This window comes from Aminobacter sp. GW821-FHT11F06 (genome assembly GCF_058808215.1).
This window is the reverse complement of record NZ_JBXARL010000002.1, coordinates 612030-633446: the sequence shown is the minus strand read 5'-3', so window position 1 is coordinate 633446 and position 21417 is coordinate 612030. Positions and strand designations below refer to the sequence as shown.

Sequence of the window (21417 nt, the reverse complement as noted above, 5' to 3'; positions counted from 1 at the left end):
CTGCCCGCAAGCAGCCTGGCGCCGATGTTTTTCAGTCGCCGAGCAGGCCGATGATGTTGCGTACGTCCTTCATGGTGCCTTCGGCAAGGACGCGCGCACGGTCGCCACCGTCGCGGAGCACGGCGTCGATATGGCCGGGATCGGCCATCAGGCGGCGCATCTCGCCGGCGATCGGCGCGAGCTTGTCGACAGCGAGGTCGGCAAGCGCGGGCTTGAACACCGAGAATTGCTGGCCGGCAAACTGGCGCAGCACCTCTTCCTTGGAGATGTCGGCAAGGCCGGCATAGATGCCGACGAGGTTTTCCGCCTCGGGACGCTCCTTGAGGCCGTCGAGCTCGCTCGGCAGCGGCGCAGGGTCGGTCTTGGCCTTGCGGATCTTCTTCGAGATCGTGTCGGCATCGTCGGTCAGGTTGATGCGCGACAGGTCGGAGGGGTCCGACTTCGACATCTTCTTCGAGCCGTCGCGCAGCGACATGATGCGCGCCGCAGGCCCGCCGATGATCGGCTCGGTGATCGGGAAGTAGCCGTTGACCGTCTCTTCGCCCACCTGCATCTCCACGCCGATGCCGAGATCGGCGATACGGGCGGAAAAGTCGTTGTTGAACTTCTGGGCAATGTCGCGCGTCAGTTCCAGGTGCTGCTTCTGGTCGTCGCCGACAGGCACATGGGTGGCGCGGTAGACAAGGATGTCGGCCGCCATCAGGCTCGGATAGGCGAGCAGGCCGAGCGAAGCGTTCTCACGGTCCTTGCCGGCCTTGTCCTTGAATTGCGTCATCCGGTTCATCCAACCGATGCGCGCCACGCAATTGAAGATCCAGGCAAGCTCGGCATGCTGCAGCACGCGCGCCTGGTTGAAGACAATGTGCTTGGTCGGGTCGATGCCGGCGGCCAGGAAGGCCGCGGTGATCGAGCGCGTCTGTCCCTGAAGATCGTCATGGACGAGCTGGGCGGTCAGCGAGTGCAGGTCGACGACGCAATAGATGCACTCGTTGGTTTCCTGCAGGGCGACGAACTTGCGGATGGCGCCGAGATAGTTGCCGAGATGGAGATTTCCGGTTGGCTGGACGCCGGAGAAGATAAGCGGTTTGAAGGCGGTCATGATTGATCCCGTGGCTTGTGGAGGGCCGTTTCGCGCGCGGCGAAATTCGAGTGGCGCTTATGAACGATGGCGTGGGCCCGATCAAGAGGGTCGCCAGTACCGCACCCCTCTCGCGATCTTCATGCTCCGCTGCATCATTGCGCCGGCGAGGCGTCGCAGCGCGGGTTCGGCGGCGGGCGCCGTCCATCCTTCGTGTGCCTTGCCGATGGCGTCTTCGAGTTCTGTGCGCAGCTCTGGGGTGTCGCGGCGTTCGAACAGGTCGCGCAGCTCGGCGACCCGCTGCTCGGCCGTCCAGTTCGTCCGCAATGGCGATGCGATGTGGATTGACGTGGCCTCCAGGCCGGTGCCGAAACGCAAACCGGGCTGGCGCAGGAACTTCCGCCACATGAACTGGTCGGTGGGAATATCCGGCGGCGCCGGACTCCAGCCTGTGGGCAGTGCGCGATACGCACTCATCCGGTGGCCACCGACCGTCAGTCCGAAAAAGCCGGTCTCGCCGTCCCGCACCTTGCGCCAGCAGTCGGGTTCGGCGAAGCTTCCGCCATAAACGACAAACTCGTTTCGGTCATGCACATTGATCTGCACCATGTGCCCGAAATCACATTCCTTGAGCAGCTTGGCCAGCCTCGCGAGGTGATTGCGCAACCAAAGATCGTCGTCGCCGCAATAAGCGACGATCTCGCCGCGCGCTTGCTGCAAAGCGAGATGCCTGTGCGCCTCGCCGTGGCGTTGTCCCTTCGGGAAATCGAAATAGCGGATACGCCGGTCTTTTCGCGCAACGGCCTCGACGATATCCCGCGTTTCCGCCGACGCACCGTCGCCGATCACGAACAGTTCGAAATTGGTATATGTCTGCTCCTGGACGCAACGCAGCGAATAGCCGATCAGATGCGCATGATCGTGCGTCGGCATCAGGATGGTCGCAGATGGCTTCCACCTCACGCCGGCAGCCCCGCCTTGCGCCGGATTTCGCAGATCCGCTCGACGATCAGGGCGCCTTCGGCAACCGAGCTCATCGGCGCTGGCCCGCCGCGCAGATGGCGCAGGAACACCGCAAGTTCGGCCTTCAGCGGCATGTCGTTTTCGAACGGCACCTTGATCTCGGGAGCATCGAGATTGTCCGGACTGCCTTGCCGAAGGATCAGGTGCTCGTCGAGGCTCGCGTTCAGCGTCACCGTGCCGCCGCTGCAGGCCAGGATCACCGACCGGCGATTGACGGGATGATGAGCCGAGGTTTCGATGACCACACGCGGTCCGCCAGGACGACCGAGCAAGGCCACGAGACCGCTCGAGGCCGGGCCGAGACTGTCGGCGAATGCCGTTTCGACCGGCGGCACATCGCCTAAAATGTGCAGGCAGATCGACAGGTCATGCGGCAACAGGTTCCAGATCGGGTCGATCTCGTTATGGGTCATCGACCAGCCGAGCCTGTAGAGTCTCAATCCCAGAACATCGCCGATTTCGCCGCTCTTCGCGTATTGCGCGATGCGCTCGATGCCGCCGTGATAGCGCCATTTGTCCATCACAAAGATACGACTGGGAGCCGTCTTGGCAAGCAGCTCGGCGGTTGCAAGATCGGAGGTCAGCGGCTTTTCGACGAACAGCGGAATGTTGCGCGGCAAAAGGCCAAGCAAAACCTCGCCATGGCTGTCGCTTGACGTGGCGACGACGGCGCCCTCGACCTCGGGAAGTTCGGCCAGCGTCGAGACGATCGCGTCGGCGCCGTTTGCCTTGGCGTTGGTCCGCGATTTTTCGCCCGGTGCCACGCATGTAACCCGTGCGCCCAGCGCCTTCAGGTCGCGCAGGATCAGCTTGCCCCAGCCACCACAGCCGATCAGTCCGACATGCGGCGTGTCAGTCACGGCCAGCCCTCAGCTGCTCGCGCGCCGCAAGGTATTGCCGCGTCATCTCTGCGGCACTGCCCGCGGTCGTATCGCGAGGTGAAAGTGCTGGATCGCAAACCTGCCAATCAAGGCCTAGCGAGGGGTCGTCCCAGCGGCAACCAATCTCGTCTAGCGTGTTCCAGTAGTGCGAGACCGAATAGCACAGGCTGGAAGCCTCCGGGAAATGGAAGCCATGCGCAACGCCTGGCGGGATGAGCGCCGCCTGCATCTTCGATCCTTTGAGCGTCACCGTCGTTGCCATGCCATGCGTTGGCGATTCCGGCCGGATATCCGCAAGGGCAAGCACCAAGGTACCATCCAGGCAGACAAGGTAATCGGAATGGACGACATGGACATGCACGCCGCGCATCACGTTGGCTTGACTGCGCACGAAGTTCCACTGCACCGGTTCGATGCCTGCATCCCAATTCTGCCGGAAGATTTCCGTCAGATCGCCGCGTTGGTCGCTATGCGTCGTCAGGTCGCGAATGACGCATCCCAGCGGTAGTCTCATCGTGTATGTCCTTCCCCAATTGCGCCTGGGCGCAATCCCATTCCCCGCCGCGCCTCGCAACGTTGGCCCTGTATCTGTCTAGTCGATGCCGAAGGCAACGCTAAAGTAGGCAACGCTTGCTTGGGCGTCAGGTCGAGCAAGGTTCTAGACCTGTGCCGCTGCCTGCTGGCTTGCAGCCCGTAGTTTCTTCCTGTCCGGCAGGCCCACCAGCGTCCGGTAAGGCGCGGGCAGCATGTCGGCGAGGACGGCGAAGACCAGCGACCAGAAAGTCGTGACGGCGACGACCAGTGCGAACTTGGCCATCAGGGGCAGGGACAGAGGCAGCACGTAATACAGCGCCATCACGACGAACGTCTGGTGGGCGATGTAGAGCGGGAAGATCTTGGCGTTGAGCCAGGTAAGCGCCTTGCTCGGGCGATTGGCGTAGCGGGCTGCAAAGCCCACAGCGGTCAGGATCACGCACCAGGCGAGTGTAAACGACAGCGTCTTGTAGAGCGTCATCGACATGCCGCCATGCTCGCCGCCGATGCCGTTGACCTCGTCGACCCAGGCATAGCGGTAGAGACCGGCCGTGAGAACGGCAGCTGCCACAGCACTCCACCAGCGCCGGCCAATGATCCCGCCGATCACCGCCTGATGGTGCTTGGCGATGAGGAAGCCGAGGCCGAACCAGCTGGCATAAGCGGCAAACCAGGCGCCGTCATTGTAGAGCACGTTGGTCTGGCGCGGGAAAATCGGCGACAGCGCGAGATGCAGCACAAGCGGCAATAAAACGAGCAGATAGATGGCGGGCGAACGCGCCGTGCGCTCGAACCAGTCCGTCACCGCGCGCATCCTGGGGTCGATCATCGCCAGGAAGACCGGGTAGCATACCGCCGTCATGACCAGCAGGTAGGCGACGAACCACATATGCGCCCAGGAGAAATTGCCGGTGGGGTAGCGGCCCTCGGTGAAGTAGTTGAACACCCAGAATTCCATCAGCGAGCCGTCGAAGCGGCCCTCAAGCAGGCGCTCGTACCAGACCTGCGGCACGATGATCACGCACATGGCGAAGATCAGCGGCAGGAACAGCCTGATAAAACGCCCGCGCAGGAAGGCGAGCCCGGTTTCCGAGCGGAAGGCGAACCAGGTGCCCATGCCGGAGACGAAAAACAAAAGCGCCAGCCGCCAGGCGCGTGGAAACATCATCACCAGCGAGAGCTCTGGGCTGCGTTCCGGGCTGCTGATCAGCCAGGACAGGTCGGGAAAGAAGGCGACCGAAGAGTGATAGACGATCAGGATGGCAAAGGCTGAGACCCGCAGCCAGTCGATGTAGTGAAGCCTCATGTTCTGCTGCACCGGGTCCGCACCCCGTTCCCCTGCACTATGCTCAACTGAAGCTGATCATAGGCCAATATTGCACCCGTCGAACTTATTGACTGTGAAATCTTAAGAAATCAGCCAAAGCAAGGCGGGGCAATTCAATCGGGTTCGACAGCCGTGGCTGCGGCGTTCGCACGGTTGCGCTTGATGTTGCGCCTGATCATGCCGGTGTCCGCGCCGCCGATGCCGAAGGCGATGGCGAAATAGACGATCATCGCACCGGTCACCAGAACGGCAAGCGCTGCGGCCTGGGTGTAAAACGGTGCCGCCGAACCGAGCCACTGCTCGGCCTCGCGGGCGGCGAACCACAGGCCTGCTGCCATGACGGCGGCGGCGATGACGAGGCGCGGGATGCGCTTCAAAAGGGCGGCATCGCGGTCCCACTGTCCGCGCCAGATCAAGGTTCCCAGCAGCATCGCCGCGTTGACCCAGCCGGCGATCGCTGATGCGGCGGCAATGCCGGGCGCACCCCAGGAGGGAAACAGCGTCAGCGCCACCGAAATGTTGACCGCCACGGATATGGCGGCGAAGTACATCGGCGTGCGCGTGTCCTCGCGGGCGAAGAAGCCCGGCGTGAATGCCTTGATCAGCACGAAGGCCGGCAGGCCAAGGCCGAATATGGCAAGGATCGCCGACACCACGGGCGTGCTGTTGGAGGCGGCGAACGCGCCGCGTTCGTAGAGCACGCGCACGATCGGCTCGGAGATGACCAGCAGCGCCGCTGCCGCCGGCAAGGTCAGGAACAAGGTGAACTCGACCGAGCGGTTCTGCAGATTGGCGGCCTCGATGAGATTGCCCGACTTCAGCGCCCGCGACAGTTCCGGCAACAAGACGATGGCGACAGCGACACCGACAACGCCGAGCGGCAGCTGATAGACCCGGTCGGCGAGGTTGAGCGAGGACACGGCACTTTCCTGCCCCGAGGCAATGGCCGTGCCGATCAGCGTGTTGATCTGGGTGATGCCACCGGTGATCGCCGCCGGCAGCGCGAGCCATAAAAGGCGCTTGACGTTCGGCGTCAGCTTGGGCCGGCGGAAACCGATCGATATGCCGGCATGGCGCACCGCGATCCAGACGATGACGAGCTGCACGAGCCCTGCCGCCAGCACGCCCCAGGCGAGTGCATAGCCCACCGCCAGCCCGTCATGGCCGCGATACCAGGCATTGGCCAGTACGCCGACGAGGATGATGTTGAGGAAAACCGGCGCGATCGCCGCCGCGAAATAGCGGCGCAGCGAATTCAGCATGCCGCTCATCATTGCCGCCAGCGACATGCAGATGAGATAGGGGAACATGATGGTCGCCAGCGCCACCGTCAGGTCGTATTTCTCCGGGTTGTCGATGAAACCGGGGGCCACGATGAAGCGCACGATCAGCGGCATCGCCAGTTCCATGGCAATGGTCAGCACCAGAAGTGCCGAAAACAGGACGCCGAACACTTCCTCCGAAAAGCGCTTGGCGCCCTCGACGCCGTTGGCCTCGATCTCTTTGGCGAACAAGGGCACGAAGGCGGCGTTGAACGCGCCTTCGGCAAACAGCCTACGGAAGGTGTTGGGAAACTGGAACGCGGCATAAAAGGCGTCGGCCACCGGCCCGGTGCCAAGCGCTGCCGCCATCAGCATCTCGCGCGCAAAACCCAGCACGCGGCTCATCAGCGTGCCCGACGCAACGGTCGCGAATTTCTTGATCAGTGACATGGGGTGCGACGATGCCTTGCGGATTTGGGCGGGACAATGGCAGTCATCATTCGGCTGCTGCCGCCTTGGCCTTGATACGCTCGGTGGCGGGACCATCGAGCGTGGCGATCAGCCTTTTGCGAATGTTTTCGAGCCTTGTCGGGTTGTCGATCTTCTGGCCGGTCAGGTCGGTGACGTAGAACGTGTCGATCACCTTCTCGCCAAAGGTGGTGATGTGCGCGGAAGCGATGTCGAGCGACAGGTCCGACAGCGCGCCGGTGATCTCCGACAGGAAGCCGGGGCGGTCGAGGCCCTCGACCTCGATCACCGAAAATCGGTTCGACAAAGCGTTGCGGATCTCGGCGCGCGGCTGGATGCGGAAGGTCTTTTGGCCGCGCTTGGGCTTGGCGCGCTTGGCGATCATCTCCGGCAGCCAGGCGCGGCCCGACAGCACATCCTCGATCAGCTGGCCGACGCGCTCGGCTCGGCGCCGCTCGTCTTCGTCGCGGTCGAATTCGCGGCTGATCAGGATGATGTCGAGCGCGCGCCCGTCGACGGTGGTGAAGATCTGCGCGTCGACGATGTTGCCGCCGGCTGCGGCACAGGCACCGGCGATCACCGACAGCAGGCGGGGATGGTCCTGCGCCAGCACGGTGATCTCGGTCACCGCCTCGAATTCGTGCGTCCTGACCATGGTCGACAGCTGCTTGCCGGCCTCGTCGGCGGCGCGAATGAATTCGGCGTGACGCTTCTGGTCTTCGAAATCGACGGTCAGCAGATAGGCGTCATAGTGCAGCTTGACGTATTTCTGGCGCAGCTCGTCCGGCCAGTCGGCAAGGGCTGCCGCCAGTGTCTCGCGCGCCGCAGCCGTCCGCTCGGCCCGCGACAGCTCGGAAAAACCGCCGGTCAGCAAAAGCTCGGTCTCGTAATAGAGCGTGCGCAAGAGCTGGCCCTTCCAGCCGTTCCACACGCCGGGGCCGACGCCGCGAATGTCGCAGACGGTCAGGATCAGCAGCAGCTTCAGCCGCTCGACCGACTGCACGACGGTTGCGAAATCGTCGATCGTCTTGCGGTCGTTGAGGTCGCGCGTCTGTGCCGTCATCGACATGACCAGATGGTTCTCGACCAGCCAGGCGACCGTCTCGGTGTCGGTGGGCGACAGGCCCATATGCGGGCAGACCCGCCGCGCGATCCTGGCGCCGGCTTCCGAATGGTCTTCCGGCCGGCCCTTGGCGATGTCGTGCAAAAGCACGGCGACATAAAGCGCCTCGCGCTGCTTCTTGATGCCGCCGATCAGCGAGTGGCTGAGCGGGTGGATCTTGGCGCCGTCGCCATGCTCGATCTCCGACAACACGCCGATGCAGCGCAGCAGATGCTCGTCCACCGTATAGTGGTGATACATCGAAAACTGCATCATCGCGACGATCTTGCCGAAATCGGGGATCAGCCGCCCGAGCAGCCCGGCCTCGTTCATCCGCCTGAGGTTGAGCTCGGGGTTGCGGTCCGAGGTCAGCACGTCGAGGAACAGCCGGTTGGCCTCGGCATTGCGCCTGAGGCTGCGGTCGACAAGCCCGAGCGAGCGGGTCAGAAGCTTCAGCGCGTTGGGATGCAGCTCCAGCCCGTGCCGGTCGGCGAACCAGAAGAAACGCACCATGTTGACCGGGTCGCGCTCGAACACCTTGTCGTCGGCAACCGTGATACGGTGGTTGTCGATGATGAAATCGCTGGTGCCGGCAAGCTTGCGCCGACGCCTGGAAAAGCCCTGCAGGAACCGGTTGAAGCCCGGCACGTCCTTGACCTGCTCTTCTTCGAGCGCAGCACAGAAGATGCGGGTCAGGTCGCCGACTTCCTTGGCGACGAGGAAGTAGTCCTTCATGAAGCGCTCGACGGCCGACAGCCCTGGCTGATTGGTGTAGCCCAGTCGCTCGGCGATCTCGCGCTGGATGTCGAAATGCAGCCGCTCTTCCGGCTTGCCGGTCAGGAAATGCATGTGGCAGCGCACCGCCCACAAGAAATCCTCGGCCTCGACGAACTGGCCATATTCGCCTTCGGTGAACACGCCCTTGTCGATCAGCTCGGCGCCGGTGCGCACGCGGTAGTAATATTTGCCGATCCAAAACAGCGTCTGCAGGTCGCGCTGGCCGCCCTTGCCATCCTTGATGTTGGGCTCGACAAGATAGCGGCTTTCGCCAGCCTTGGCGTGGCGGGCGTCGCGCTCGGCGAGCTTGGCCTGGACGAACTCGGCGCCGGTGTCCTTCACCAGTTCCTTGTCGAAGCGCTCGATCAGCTCGTCGCAAAGCGCCTCTTCGCCCCACACGAAACGCGCTTCGAGGATCGCCGTACGGATGGTGATGTCGCCGCGCGCAAGCCTCAGGCATTCATCAATGTTGCGGGTGGCGTGGCCGACCTTCAGCCCCATGTCCCACAGCATGTAGAGCATGTATTCGACAATCTGCTCGCCCCACGGCGTCTGCTTGTAGGGAAGCAGGAACAAAAGGTCGATGTCGGATCCCGGCGCAAGCGTGCCCCGGCCATAGCCGCCGACCGCCACCACCGCCATGCGTTCGGCCGAAGACGGGTTTTGGGCCCGGTAAACATGGGTGACGGCGAAATCGTAGAGGACGCGGATGATCTCATCCATCAGGTGCGAGATGCGCGTCGCGCAGGCGGTGCCGCCGCTGTCTTCCATCAGCATCTTTTCGGCGACGGCCTTGCCGGCAGCGACCTGTTCCTTGAACAGCAGCAAGGCCTTGGCGCGCAAGGCGGGATCGGCGCCGTCGCCACCCGTGGCGCTGGTCAACGCCGTCAGTTGGCGGCGCAGTTCGTCAGCGTCGATCAGCTGTTCGAGCTTAAGCGGGATTTTCGTCATCTGCCTCGGCTGGCCTTGCCCTTGTGGCGGCGTCTATAGCGCGAATTTTTTGCCATGGGTATGGTGGTGAGAACAGCCACGCCTCCAGGGGCATTTCGCATTGACCTTCCACCTAGTGGAACCTCTATGTCTGATTCTTTCAAGAAGCGTGGATTTTGACCAATGAATGATAAGCACGCCCACCATCATCATCCGGAAAAGACGCCCGCCGCGCCCGAAACAGTGGTTCGCGACCCCGTCTGCGGCATGATTGTCGATCCGGCCGCCGGCAAGCCGACGCTCGAACATAAGGGCCACCTGTTTCATTTCTGCAGTGCTTCTTGCCGCGACAAATTCGCCAAGGATCCGGAAAAGTTCATCAGCGCCACCGATCCGGTCTGCGGCATGGATGTCGCCCGCGACAGCGCCAGGCATTTCCTCAAGCATGAGGGAGCGGGCTACTATTTCTGCTCCTCAAGCTGCGAGGGCAAGTTCACCGCCGAGCCGGCAAAATACCTGGGCGACAAGCCGGCCGCAGCACCGGCGCCAAAGGGCTCGCAATACACCTGCCCGATGCATCCCGAGATCATCCGCGACAAGCCCGGCTCCTGCCCGATCTGCGGCATGGCGCTGGAACCTGTCATGCCGACCGGCGACGAGGGGCCGAGCCCCGAGCTCGTCGATTTCACGCGCCGTTTCTGGGTCAGCGCGGTCCTGTCGATCCCGCTTCTGATCATCACCATGGGGCCGATGGTCGGCCTGCCGGTGCGCGAGTGGATCGGCGAACGGACTGCCGTCTGGCTCGAGCTTGTGCTCGCGACGCCTGTCGTGCTGTGGGCAGCGTTGCCGTTTTTCCATCGCGGCTGGGAGTCTGTCCTCAACCGCAGCCCCAACATGTGGACGCTGATCTCGCTCGGTGTCGGCGCTGCCTACATCTACAGCGTTGTCGCCACGCTCTTCCCCGATCTGTTCCCGCACCAGTTCCGTGGCCATGGCGGCTCGGTGCCGGTCTATTTCGAGGCGGCTGCTGTCATCGTCGCGCTGGTCTTCTTGGGCCAGGTGCTGGAGCTCAGGGCCCGCGAGCGCACCGGCTCGGCCATTCGTGCCTTGCTCGACCTCGCCCCCAAGACCGCGCGCCGTATCGCCGATGACGGTTCGGAAAGCGAAGTGCCACTGGAACAAGTCGTCAGCGGCGACCGCCTGCGTATCCGGCCCGGCGATGCCATCCCGGTCGACGGCATCGTGCTGGAAGGCCGCTCTTCGGTCAACGAATCGATGATATCAGGCGAGCCGGTCCCGGTCGAAAAGGTCGAGGGCGAAAGGCTGACCGGCGGCACGCTCAACAAGAACGGCTCGCTGATCATGCGCGCCGACAAGGTCGGTGCCGACACGGTGCTGTCGCAGATCGTCGAGATGGTCGCCAAGGCCCAGCGCAGCCGCGCGCCCATCCAGGGCCTCGCTGACCGCGTCTCGTTCTACTTCGTGCCGGCGGTGGTGCTGATCGCCATCGCCGCCTTCATCGTCTGGGCGCTGATCGGCCCCGAGCCGAGCATGGTCTTCGCCATCGTTTCGGCGGTCTCGGTGCTGATCATCGCCTGTCCTTGCGCGCTCGGCCTCGCCACGCCGATGTCGGTGATGACGGCCACCGGCCGAGGTGCCCAGGCTGGCGTTTTGATCAAGGATGCCGAAGCACTTGAGCGTTTCTCCAAGGTCACCACCCTCATTGTCGACAAGACCGGCACGCTGACCGAGGGCCGGCCGCAATTGACCGACGTGGTCGCCGCCAAGGGCATCGCGGAGGACGAACTGTTGTCGCTCGCCGCCGGCCTCGAAAAGGGCTCCGAACACCCGCTCGCCGAAGCCATCGTCGACGGTGCGGCCAAGCGCGGTGTGGCCGTGCCCGACGCGAAGGACTTTGAATCCATCACCGGCAAGGGTGTGTCAGGCACCGTCTCCGGCCGCAAGGTCGCGCTCGGCAATGCCGCGATGATGGCCGACCTCGGCCTCGGCACGGCGGAGCTTGCAGCCAGCGCCGATGCCCTGCGCGGCGATGGCAAGACCGCCATGTTCGTCGCCGTCGATGGCAAGCCGGCCGGTATCGTTGCTGTCGCCGATCCGATCAAGGCGACGGCGGCCGAGGCGATCCGCACCCTGCACGGTCTCGGCCTCAAGATCATCATGGCGACCGGCGATAACGGACGCACCGCCAAGGCGGTGGCCCAGAAGCTTGGCATCGACGAAGTCCGCGCCGACATGTTGCCCGAGAGCAAGAAGGCGCTGGTCGACGAGCTGCGTGCCAAGGGCGAGAGCGTTGCCATGGCCGGCGACGGCGTCAACGATGCGCCCGCTTTGGCCGCTGCCGATGTCGGCATCGCCATGGGCACGGGGGCTGACGTGGCGATGGAAAGTGCCGGCATCACGCTGCTCAAGGGCGATTTGGGCGGCATCGTTCGCGCCCGCAGGCTGGCCCAGGCGACCATCGGCAACATCAAGCAGAACCTGTTCTTCGCCTTCATCTACAACGTCCTGGGTGTTCCCGTGGCCGCCGGTGTCCTATATCCGGTCCTCGGCACGCTTTTGTCGCCGATGATTGCCGCCGCCGCGATGAGCCTGTCGTCGGTGTCGGTCATTGCCAACGCGCTGCGGCTCAGAGCCCTCAAGCTCTGAACCTCGTTACAAGAACAAGGAATTTTGGATGAACTGGATGAAGAAGATCGTGCTCGGCCTGATGGCGGCCGGCATGCTGGTTGCGGTTCTGCTTGAAACAGCACCGGCCCAGACCATGGACCATAGCGCCCATATGGCGGCACCTGCCGCCAACAGCGCTGCCACCGAGGCCTACAAGGCGGCGATGGACAAGATGCACACGGCGATGATGGCCGTCGAATATTCCGGCGATGCCGATGTCGACTTCGCCCGTGGCATGATCCCGCATCACCAGGCGGCCATCGACATGGCCAAGGTCCTGCTCGAACACGGCAAGAACCCCGAGATGCGCAAGCTCGCCGAAGAGGTCGTCTCCGCCCAGGAGGCCGAGATCAAGCAGATGGAAGCCTGGCTGGCCGCGAACCCGGCGAAGTGAGATAAGGGCGGAAACCGGATCGGAGCCCGCCATGCCTTCATCATCCAAAGCCTCTTCACCGTCCAGAACCACGACACTTGCCTCAGGTGAAGTCGTTCCCGTGCTCGGCCAGGGCACCTGGATGATGGGCGAGGACCGCAACCGTGCGGCCGACGAAATCGCTGCCCTCCGGCTCGGGCTCGATCTCGGCGTCACGCTGATCGACACCGCCGAGATGTATGGCAGCGGCGGTGCCGAAAAACTGGTGGGCGAGGCCATCACCGGGCGCCGCGACGAGGTGTTCCTCGTTTCCAAGGTGCTGCCGTCCAACGCCTCGCGCAATGGCGTCGTCAGGGCTTGCGAGGCGAGCCTCAAGCGCCTGCGCACCGACCGCATCGACCTCTATTTGCTGCACTGGCGCGGCGGCGTGCCGTTGTCGGAAACCATCGCCGTGTTCGAGGAGCTGCGCCAGTCGGGCAAGATCCGCCATTGGGGCGTCAGCAATTTCGACACCGACGACATGGAGGAAATCGGCCGCCTGTCTGCGGGCAACAACGCCCAGACCAATCAGGTGCTCTACAATCTGACGCGTCGCGGCATCGAGTTCGACCTCATGCCCTTGTGCCGCGCCGGTGGTATGCCGATCATGGCCTATTCGCCGGTGGAGCAGGGTGCGCTGGCCGACAACAAGGGCCTTGCCGCCATCGCCGCCCGCCACGATGCCACTGCCGCGCAGATCGCCCTTGCCTGGGTCATGGCGCAGCCGGGCGTGATCGCCATCCCCAAGGCAACGCGGCTCGATCATGTCAGGCAGAACGCCGCCGCGCGCGACATCGAACTGACTGCGGCCGATCTGGCCGAGCTCGACCGTCTCTTCCCGCCGCCGGCCCGCAAGCGCCCGCTGGAAATGATCTGACAGCACGAGGCCGGCTCGCCTGTATTGCGGGTTTAATGCAACACTTGGCCAGGTCCATCACCCGTCCAGGTAGAAATTACCTTGCGGAAACCCAAGCTTAGCGTCCATCATTACCTAGGGGAATGGGTGAAGCGATAGAGGTGAGTCGTGAGCCTGGATCTTTTGCCTGCATGTTCCGCCTCTTGGCGAGCAGCCGACCGGCTCTCCAAAACAACCGCACTTGCCTTGCTCGCCACAACGGGCGCAGCGGTGCTCCTGGTCGGGACGGGTGCTGCATCTGCGCAAACGTTGCCGATCACCGCTTCGGGTGGCGCCCAGGTGACTGTCCCGAACGGCACCTATCCCGGGCCGACCTATTCGACGACCTTCTTCGGCGGTAACGGCTACATCCTGCTCTCGCAAGGATCGAGCGGTGGCACCCCCAGCCTGCTGACCGCCAGCGGCTTCACGAGCCTGACCACGGCGGGCGACCGTGCTTTCGTCGCCCGCGTCGAGGGCGGCGGCACGATGTCGCTGAGCAACATCGCCTTGATGAGGACCACTGGCTCTCTCGCCAATGCACTGTCAGCCGATGTCGGCACAATCACCGGCACCAATCTCACCATCGAAACGCGCGGCTCCCAGTCACACGGCATCGCCTCCGCGAATGGCAGCAGCGTCACCTTGACCGGCAGCAACATCACTGCGCGTGGCCCCAATAGTGCTGGCGGGGTCGCCTCCGCAGGCGGTTTCATCACCCTCAACGGCGGCAGCGTCACCACCCTTGGCCAGGGCGGCTACGGTGTGCAGGCGACCGGCACAGGCTCGCTGGTCACCGTCAAAGGCACGGTGATGTCCACAAGTCTCGCCAACGCCTACGGCGCCTATGCCCTCAATGGCGGCAAGGTCGACCTTCAGACGGGAACCTCGGTGACGACGGCCGGTGTGGATGCCAACGGACTACGCAGCGAAGGCAACGGCAGCCTGATCACAGCGGTTGGCGCGACCGTGACCACAACAGGTGGAGCGAGCGTTTCCGGAACGATTGTGGGCGGCGCCTATGGTCTCCTCGCCAACGGCACCGGCACCAGCATCACCTTCAGCAACGGCGCTATCACCACGTCCGGGCAAGTTGGCCTTGGCGCCTACGCCTACCAAGGTGGCGTCATCGGTCTCGACAATGTGCGGATCCACACAACAGCGGCGCCTCTCGTTGTTGGCGGCTCGTCCTATGGCGCCTATGGCGTGAGCTCGTTCCTCACCGGCCAATTGACCGTCACCAACAGCGAGATCGTGACCGAGGGTGGCTTCGGCGTTGCCGTGCGGGCCAGCTCGGCGGGGTCACGGACGACAGCGACCAATACCAAGGTCACCACCAGCGGTGCCAACGGCTACGGTCTGCAGACGGGCACCGGCGGAGCCATCATCGCCAACAATGTCACTGTCGACACGTCGGGCGCGGTGGCTCTCGGCATCTTCAGCAGCGGCGCAGGTTCGTTTGTGAGCGGCACCGGTGTCGTGATCACGACCACCGGCGATAGCGGATATGGCGCCTACGCCGCCCTGGGGACAATCGAATACAATGGCGGCAGCGTCTCGACCCTGGGCGCGGGCGCGCTCGGCCTGGGCGCGAGTGGCGTCGGGGGGCAAACCACGGCGAGCAACCTCACCGTCTCGACCGCTGGTGCCGATGCCGTCGGCGCCCATGCCTTTGGCGGCGGTCTCGTCTCGTTGTCGAACGGCAGCATCACGACCCAGGGCCTTTCCGCGCACGGATCGGAGGCCGATGGTGCGGGAAGCGTCATCTCGCTGACCGGCGTCCGCGTCGTGACGTCAGGCGGCGGCGCCCATGGAACGCTGTTGACCGGCGACGGCACGCTTGTGGCGAGTGGCGCAACCGTATCGCCTGGGGCGGCCGACGCGTCCGCGCTTTTCACTACGGCGGCAGCAGGCAGCACGGCCACGGCCACCTATGCCGGCAGCGCGCTCACCAGCACTGCGGCGCCGACGATTGCCGTGGCCGGCGGTGGTGCCAACATCGGCCTCACCAACAGCACCGTTTCGGGCGGCAACCTTTGGCTGCGGGTAGGGGCTGCGGATGACTTCGCCGCCACCGCACGTCGCGGCCTGCTCGCCACCCCTGTGCTCGGCTCGCCCGATGGGATCGGCGAACTGGGAATCTCGCCGCGAGCCTCTACCGTTTATGCTGGCACCGATCCCGCTGTCGCCAACATCGTGGCCACCAACTCGACCCTGACGGGGGCGGCGTTGACCGATCCTGGCAGCACCTCGAACCTGACGCTGGTCGACAGCACCTGGAACATGACGGGATCGTCCAATCTGACCAATCTGGTCAACGACCCAAGCCTGATCCAGTTTTCAACACCCACCGGCGACCTGGCGCAGCTTGCGAGCTACAAGACGCTGACGGTCGTCAACTATGTCGGCGAGGGTGGCGCGATCGGGCTCAACACCCATCTCAACGCCGACGGCTCGCCGTCCGACAGGCTGGTGATCGACGGTGGCAGCGCGAGCGGCACAAGCAAGCTGGTGATCACCAATGCCGGCGGTCTTGGCGACCTCACCGTCGCCAATGGCATCCTGGTGGTCGATACTGTCAATGGCGGAACCACCGCATCAGGTGCCTTCGCGCTCGGCCGGCCGGCCGTCGCCGGCCCTTACGAATACACGCTCTACCGCGCAAGCGTCGACGGCTCGGGGCCGGAAAACTGGTATCTGCGCTCCGAACTCGATTGCACCTTGGCCCCAGCCGCTTCAGCGTGTCAGCCGCTGGAGCCACATTACCGCCAGGAGGTCTCGCTTTATGCAGCGATGCCGGTTGCCGCCGCGATCTATGGCCGTGGGCTCATCAGCACCTTGCATGAACGCATGGGCGGCGATGCCCAGCTGCTCAGCCCCGGCCGCGACAACCAGCCTGACGGTGCCTGGGGCCGGGTGATCGGCCAATGGGGCCACCGCGACGGCGATCCGGTCGGCATCTATGGCAGCGAAGGTCCGGCCTTTGACTATTCCTACGGCGCCTTGCAGTTCGGGCTCGACCTGCACCGCAAGGAATATGCAGACGGCAAGCGCGACAATGCCGGTGTCTATTTTGCGCTTGGCCGCGCCAGCGCCGATGTCGAGCACAGCCTGCTCGGCCGCAGCTTCGCTGGCGGCAGCGACGACTTCACCGCCTTCAGCGTCGGCGGCTACTGGACGCGGTTTTGGGAGAACAACGCCTATCTCGACGGCGTTGTCCAGGCGACCTGGTACGATATGGAAATGAGTGCCGATCGCGGCCTGCGGGCAGGCAACACCGACGCCTTCGGCCTGGCTGCGTCACTCGAAGGCGGTTATCCCTTCGACCTCGGCAACAACTGGCTGCTCGAACCGCAGGCGCAGCTTGTCTACCAGCTGATCAATGTCTCCGGCTTCAACGACGGGGCCGCCAATGTCAGCTATTCCGACACCAATTCACTGGCCGGGCGGATCGGGGCGCGGCTGTCGCACAGCTGGGACCTGGGAGGCCAGGAACCTGCCACGAGCAACGGCAGCGCGCCGCCGCGCAAGCTGACCTTATGGGGCCGTGCCGATGTCTGGCACGAGTTCCTCGGCGATCCGACGACCGAGTTCTCGTCGGCGACTGGCCCGATCCCCTTCACCGCCGACCTTGGCGGCACCTGGGGCAAGCTCGGCCTGGGGGCCGCCATGCAGCTCACCGACGCCACCACACTTTATGGCAACGTCAATTACGAGGCCGCCTTCAACGGCGATGCCCATGCCTGGGAAGGCAAGGCCGGCTTGAAGGTCAAGTGGTGAAGGAACGACAAACGCTCAGTTCTTCTTGACCGTGCAGATGCCGTTCGCTCCGTGCTTGCCGGTGTAGGATACGGCAGCAGAGCCATCCGGGTTGATGCTGAGCGAGATCGTCACGCCGCTTCCCTTGGCCTCGTAGTAGTTTTCGCTGAATTTCTTCAGCTTGCCTTCCTTGCCATTGATGTAGATCGGGCCACCCTTGTCGGCGTGAACTTCGATCTTGCCGGGGCAGGTGGCATTGACCAACGGGATCGACGCGCTGGCCGCCCACGCAAATGAGGTGGCTGTGGCGAAAACGGCTGCGCCAGCGAAAGTTATTCGCATTTCGAACGCTCCCAAAGCTTGCGTTATACTGGCTTCACATTCGCGCAACATGATGGCGCCTGCAACAAGGCAGCGCAGGCATGCGAATCCAACTTCATGCCGACGCACAGGTTCAAGCATTCAGAGCGGCCTTTCGGACATACAAGGGACGCTCGGGGAAAAACTCACGGCATAACGACATGGTCTAGGTTGAATGTTCCGGCTTCAGGCTGTTACCTCTGGAGCCAGCCTTCGGAAGGAGGCGCAAAACCGGTTGAGGGTTGCACTCAGCCTTGCCAGAACGGGGATAAGGCATGATTTCATACCTCGCCGAACAAACGGGCCGATCCGCGCCTTCAGGACAGGGTTCGACGCCGACCAAATGGATATCGGCACTTCTTGCCTGCATTCTGGCCGGCTCGTCCGGTGCGATGGCACAGGAAAAGAAGGGCGTATCGTCCGAGGATATGAACAACTCGAACAATCCCCTCAATCCGGCGATCACGCTCAACCTGCATAATTTCTACATCCCCGATCTCGGCGGTCCGCTTGGCGAGGACGCCAACGTGTTTCTGCTGCGCGGGCTCGTGCCGATGATGCTGTTCGACACGCCGAACCTCATGCGCTTTTCCTTGCCGGTGATCACCGAGCCGTCGTTTGAACAAGGGCAGCTTTCGGGCTGGGGCGACCTTGTGGTGTTCGACGTCGCCGTCTTCGAGCAGAAGGGCTGGGCGTTCGGTATCGGCCCCGTCCTTGGCGCTCCGATTGCCAGCGAAAAACGCTTCGGCAACGGCAAGTGGACGGCCGGTGCGGCCGCTGCCTTCGTGGTGCCGCAGGATTGGGGGCTTGTCGGTGGTCTTGCGACCTATCAGCAATCATTTGCCGGGGACGAAGATCGCAAGGATGTGAAGTCGCTCGATCTGGAGCCGTTCGTATTCTACAATCTGCCCAACGGCTTCTACCTTCAGTCCACGGCGGCGTGGACCTTCAACCTTGAGAATGACAACTGGATGATCCCCGTCGGCCTCGGCGTCGGCAAGCTTTTCCAGTTGACTGACGACGTCAAGATGAACGCTTTCATCGAGCCGCAATACACCGTTGCCCACAACGGCCCGGCGCCGGATTGGCGAATTTTCGCCGGCCTCAATTTCTCCTACTCGCTGGAAAAGTTCCTGAAGAAGTGACTTTCCCGCCGATCGCGAGCGGTCGGCGTCGAGGTCTTGGCCAGCCGCACGGTGCGGCTGGCGCGCTCGCTCAGCGGCCCGAAAGCCCCTTGAGCTTGTAAAGCGCATCGAGCGCCTCGCGCGGTGTCATCTCGTCGGGGCTGAGCCCTTCGAGCGCCTTGGTCAGCGCGTCATTGGCGACGGGCTTGGCCGCCTCGCGTTTCACCGCGACCGAAAACAGCGGCAGATCGTCGACAAGCCGGTTGGCCTTCCCCGAGGTTTCGCTTTCCTCGAGCTGGTGCAGCACCTCCTTGGCGCGCGCCACCACAGCGTCCGGCAGGCCGGCGAGACGCGCCACCTGTACGCCGTAGGAGCGGTCGGCGGCACCCTTGCCGACCTCGTGCAGGAACACCACTTCGCCTTCCCATTCCTTCACCCGCATCGTCACATTGTGCAGGCGTTCGAGCTTGCCCGAGAGTGCGGTCAGCTCATGGAAATGGGTGGCGAAGACCGCGCGGCAGCGGTTTTTCTCGTGCAGATATTCGACAGCCGCCCAGGCGATCGACAGGCCGTCGAAGGTCGCGGTACCGCGCCCGATCTCGTCGAGGATGACAAGTGACCGCTCGCTCGCCTGGTTGAGGATGGCGGCGGTCTCGACCATCTCGACCATGAAGGTCGAGCGCCCGCGCGCCAGATCATCGGAGGCGCCGACACGCGAAAACAGCCGGTCGACGACACCGACATGGGCACTTTCCGCCGGCACGAACGAGCCCATCTGTGCAAGGATGGCGATCAGCGCGTTCTGGCGCAGGAAGGTCGACTTACCGCCCATGTTGGGGCCGGTGAGCAGCCAGATCGCGCCGTTGCGGCCATTCTCGGCCGGCGACAGGTCGCAGTCATTGGCAACGAAGGGTGCTGAAGCCGTGCGCCGGAGCGACTGTTCGACGACAGGATGGCGTCCACCCGTCACCTCGAAGGCAAGGCTCAGGTCGACCTGCGGCCGGCACCAGGCTTCGCCGGAGGCAAGCACGGCAAGCGCGGCCGAAACGTCGAGCACCGACAGCGCATTGGCCCCGGCGCGGATTGCGTCCGCATTGGTGACGGCCTCCACCACAAGTTGGTCGAAGGCGGCGAGTTCGATGGTCAGCGCCCGGTCGGCGGCGTTGGCGATCTTGGTTTCCAGCCCGGCAAGCTCGGTGGTGGTGAAGCGCATCGCGCTTGCCATGGTCTGGCGGTGGATGAAGCGCGCCTTGGCCTCGTCCGTGCCGTTGAGTGCCGTCTGGTTGTTGGCCGTCACCTCGATGTAGTAGCCGAGCACGTTGTTGTGGCGGATCTTCAGCGACCGGATGCCGGTCTCTTCGATCAGGTCGCGCTCCATGCCGGCGATCACCCGCCGTGACTGGTCGCGCAGCGCCCGCATCTCGTCGAGTTCGCCGTGATAGCCCTGCCGCACGAACCCGCCGTCGCGCTTGAGCAGCGGCAGCTCGTCGCCCAGTGCCGCGTCGATGTGCTCGGCAAAGTCCAATGGCAGCGCAGCAATGGCTGCCATCGCCCTTTGCAGCTCCTCAGGCAGCGGTGCTGTCCCAAACAGCCCGGCAATTGTGCGTGCGGCGGCAAAGCCCGAGCGCAGCGCGCCGAGATCGCGCGGGCCGCCACGGTTGAGCGCAAGCCTGGACAGCGCGCGCGGCATGTCGGCGACGCCCTTGAGGCTGAGCCTGAGCGCCTCGGTCAGCCTGGTTTCGGACAGGAAGAACGACACAGCGTCGAGCCTGCTATTGATCGCGTCGGGATCGGTCAGCGGCGACATCAGCCGGTCGGCCAAAAGCCGCGCCCCGCCGCCCGTCACCGTGCGATCCACCGCCCGAAACAGCGAACCGTCGCGGCCGCCCGACAGCGTGCGCAGCAGTTCGAGATTGGCGCGCGTCGCCGGGTCGATGAACAGCGTCGAGCCTTCCTGCTCGCGCTCGGGATGCGACAGCGGCGGCCGCTCGGCCTTCTGGGTCTTTTCGACATAGGCGATCGCGCCCGAGATCGCCGAAAGCTCCGCGCGCGAAAACGCACCGAAACTGTCAGGCGTCGCCACCTCGTAGAAGCGCGCGATACGCCCCGGCGCCGAGGTCGAGTCGAACAGGGAAGGCGGCTGCGGGTTGACGATGCGGCCGATCAGGTCGAACGTCGGCTTGAGGTCTTCGTCATGGAACGCCGGCTCGGCGACGATCAGCTCGCGCGGGTCGATGCGGAAGATGTCGGCGGCGAGCCGGTCGGGCGTCGTCTCCGCGACCCGAAACACACCCGTCGAGATTTCGATCCAGGCGAGCGCAAGGGCGGATTCGCCCGCACCCTTCACTCGCCCCAGCGCCATCAGGAAACTCGATTCCTGCGGCGCAAGCAGCTTGTCTTCGGTGATCGTGCCAGGCGTCACCAGGCGCACCACATCGCGCTTGACCACCGATTTCGAGCCGCGCTTCTTGGCCTCCGCCGGGTCCTCGATCTGCTCGCACACGGCGACGCGGAAACCCTGGCCGATCAGCTTTTGCAGATAGTCGTCGGCCGCATGGATCGGCACCCCGCACATCGGGATGTCCTGGCCCTGATGCTTGCCGCGCTTGGTCAAGACGATGCCGAGCGCGCGGGATGCCTTCTCCGCGTCGTCGAAGAACAGCTCGTAGAAATCGCCCATGCGGTAAAACAGCAGCGAATCCGGATTCGCCGCCTTGATCTCGATATACTGCTCCATCATCGGCGTCGGCGGCGCATGCACCGGCATTTCCGCTGACATCGTCGGTCGATCGTTCAC

14 protein-coding genes are annotated in these 21417 nt (G+C 64.0%); 5 read left to right on the top strand and 9 right to left on the bottom strand.

Annotation, left to right across the window (positions count from 1 at the left end; translation table 11 throughout):
• Nucleotides 1-31: 31 nt before the first annotated feature.
• From trpS to AC1RTB_RS07525, 7 genes are all read right to left on the bottom strand, one after another.
• On the bottom strand, nucleotides 32-1099 hold the full coding sequence (gene trpS, locus AC1RTB_RS07555; protein ID WP_492876176.1) for a tryptophan--tRNA ligase: 1068 nt from the start codon (nucleotides 1097-1099) through the stop codon (nucleotides 32-34).
• A gap of 81 nt (nucleotides 1100-1180) precedes the next feature.
• Complete coding sequence (locus tag AC1RTB_RS07550) at nucleotides 1181-2011, bottom strand: glycosyltransferase family 2 protein (RefSeq protein WP_492876175.1); 831 nt, start codon at nucleotides 2009-2011, stop codon at nucleotides 1181-1183.
• Nucleotides 2012-2037: 26 nt separating this feature from the next.
• The gene (locus AC1RTB_RS07545; RefSeq protein WP_492876173.1) at nucleotides 2038-2961 is read right to left on the bottom strand and encodes a Gfo/Idh/MocA family protein; all 924 of its coding nucleotides are present in this window, start codon (nucleotides 2959-2961) and stop codon (nucleotides 2038-2040) included.
• Nucleotides 2954-3496 (bottom strand): dTDP-4-dehydrorhamnose 3,5-epimerase family protein, encoded by a 543-nt coding sequence (locus AC1RTB_RS07540; protein ID WP_492876171.1) that lies wholly within the window; start codon nucleotides 3494-3496, stop codon nucleotides 2954-2956. Before AC1RTB_RS07540 ends, AC1RTB_RS07545 begins: the two co-directional genes overlap by 8 nt.
• Nucleotides 3497-3640: 144 nt before the next feature.
• Entirely contained in the window at nucleotides 3641-4822 is a 1182-nt protein-coding gene (locus AC1RTB_RS07535; RefSeq protein ID WP_492876170.1) for an acyltransferase family protein, read from the bottom strand.
• Nucleotides 4823-4956: 134 nt separating this feature from the next.
• The gene (murJ, locus tag AC1RTB_RS07530) at nucleotides 4957-6555 is read right to left on the bottom strand and encodes a murein biosynthesis integral membrane protein MurJ (RefSeq protein ID WP_492876168.1); all 1599 of its coding nucleotides are present in this window, start codon (nucleotides 6553-6555) and stop codon (nucleotides 4957-4959) included.
• 46 nt (nucleotides 6556-6601) lie between these two features.
• Nucleotides 6602-9403, bottom strand: coding sequence for a [protein-PII] uridylyltransferase (locus AC1RTB_RS07525; RefSeq protein WP_492876166.1), 2802 nt, complete (start codon nucleotides 9401-9403; stop codon nucleotides 6602-6604).
• Between the two features lie 162 nt (nucleotides 9404-9565).
• Between AC1RTB_RS07525 and AC1RTB_RS07520 the strand changes: the two genes are divergently transcribed.
• The 4 genes from AC1RTB_RS07520 to AC1RTB_RS07505 all read left to right on the top strand — a co-directional run bounded on the left by AC1RTB_RS07520 (nucleotide 9566) and on the right by AC1RTB_RS07505 (nucleotide 17157).
• Complete coding sequence (locus AC1RTB_RS07520; RefSeq protein WP_492876164.1) at nucleotides 9566-12049, top strand: heavy metal translocating P-type ATPase; 2484 nt, start codon at nucleotides 9566-9568, stop codon at nucleotides 12047-12049.
• A gap of 28 nt (nucleotides 12050-12077) precedes the next feature.
• Nucleotides 12078-12464 carry a CopM family metallochaperone gene (gene copM, locus AC1RTB_RS07515; RefSeq protein WP_492876162.1) on the top strand — a complete coding sequence of 129 codons (387 nt, stop codon included), beginning with the start codon at nucleotides 12078-12080 and terminating at the stop codon, nucleotides 12462-12464.
• 31 nt (nucleotides 12465-12495) lie between these two features.
• Nucleotides 12496-13359: an aldo/keto reductase gene (locus AC1RTB_RS07510; protein ID WP_492876160.1), complete on the top strand. Its 864-nt coding sequence runs from the start codon at nucleotides 12496-12498 to the stop codon at nucleotides 13357-13359.
• 225 nt (nucleotides 13360-13584) lie between these two features.
• Nucleotides 13585-17157 carry an autotransporter outer membrane beta-barrel domain-containing protein gene (locus AC1RTB_RS07505; protein WP_492876158.1) on the top strand — a complete coding sequence of 1191 codons (3573 nt, stop codon included), beginning with the start codon at nucleotides 13585-13587 and terminating at the stop codon, nucleotides 17155-17157.
• A 15-nt stretch (nucleotides 17158-17172) separates the two neighbouring features.
• Here the strand turns inward: AC1RTB_RS07505 and AC1RTB_RS07500 are convergent, their stop codons facing one another.
• Nucleotides 17173-17478, bottom strand: coding sequence for a hypothetical protein (locus tag AC1RTB_RS07500; protein WP_492876156.1), 306 nt, complete (start codon nucleotides 17476-17478; stop codon nucleotides 17173-17175).
• Between the two features lie 293 nt (nucleotides 17479-17771).
• Between AC1RTB_RS07500 and AC1RTB_RS07495 the strand changes: the two genes are divergently transcribed.
• The gene (locus AC1RTB_RS07495; RefSeq protein WP_492876153.1) at nucleotides 17772-18641 is read left to right on the top strand and encodes a hypothetical protein; all 870 of its coding nucleotides are present in this window, start codon (nucleotides 17772-17774) and stop codon (nucleotides 18639-18641) included.
• 70 nt (nucleotides 18642-18711) lie between these two features.
• Here AC1RTB_RS07495 and mutS read toward each other — a convergent pair whose 3' ends face one another.
• A complete protein-coding gene (gene mutS, locus AC1RTB_RS07490; protein ID WP_492876365.1) occupies nucleotides 18712-21399 on the bottom strand; it encodes a DNA mismatch repair protein MutS in 2688 nt (895 codons plus the stop codon).
• Nucleotides 21400-21417 lie beyond the last annotated feature (18 nt).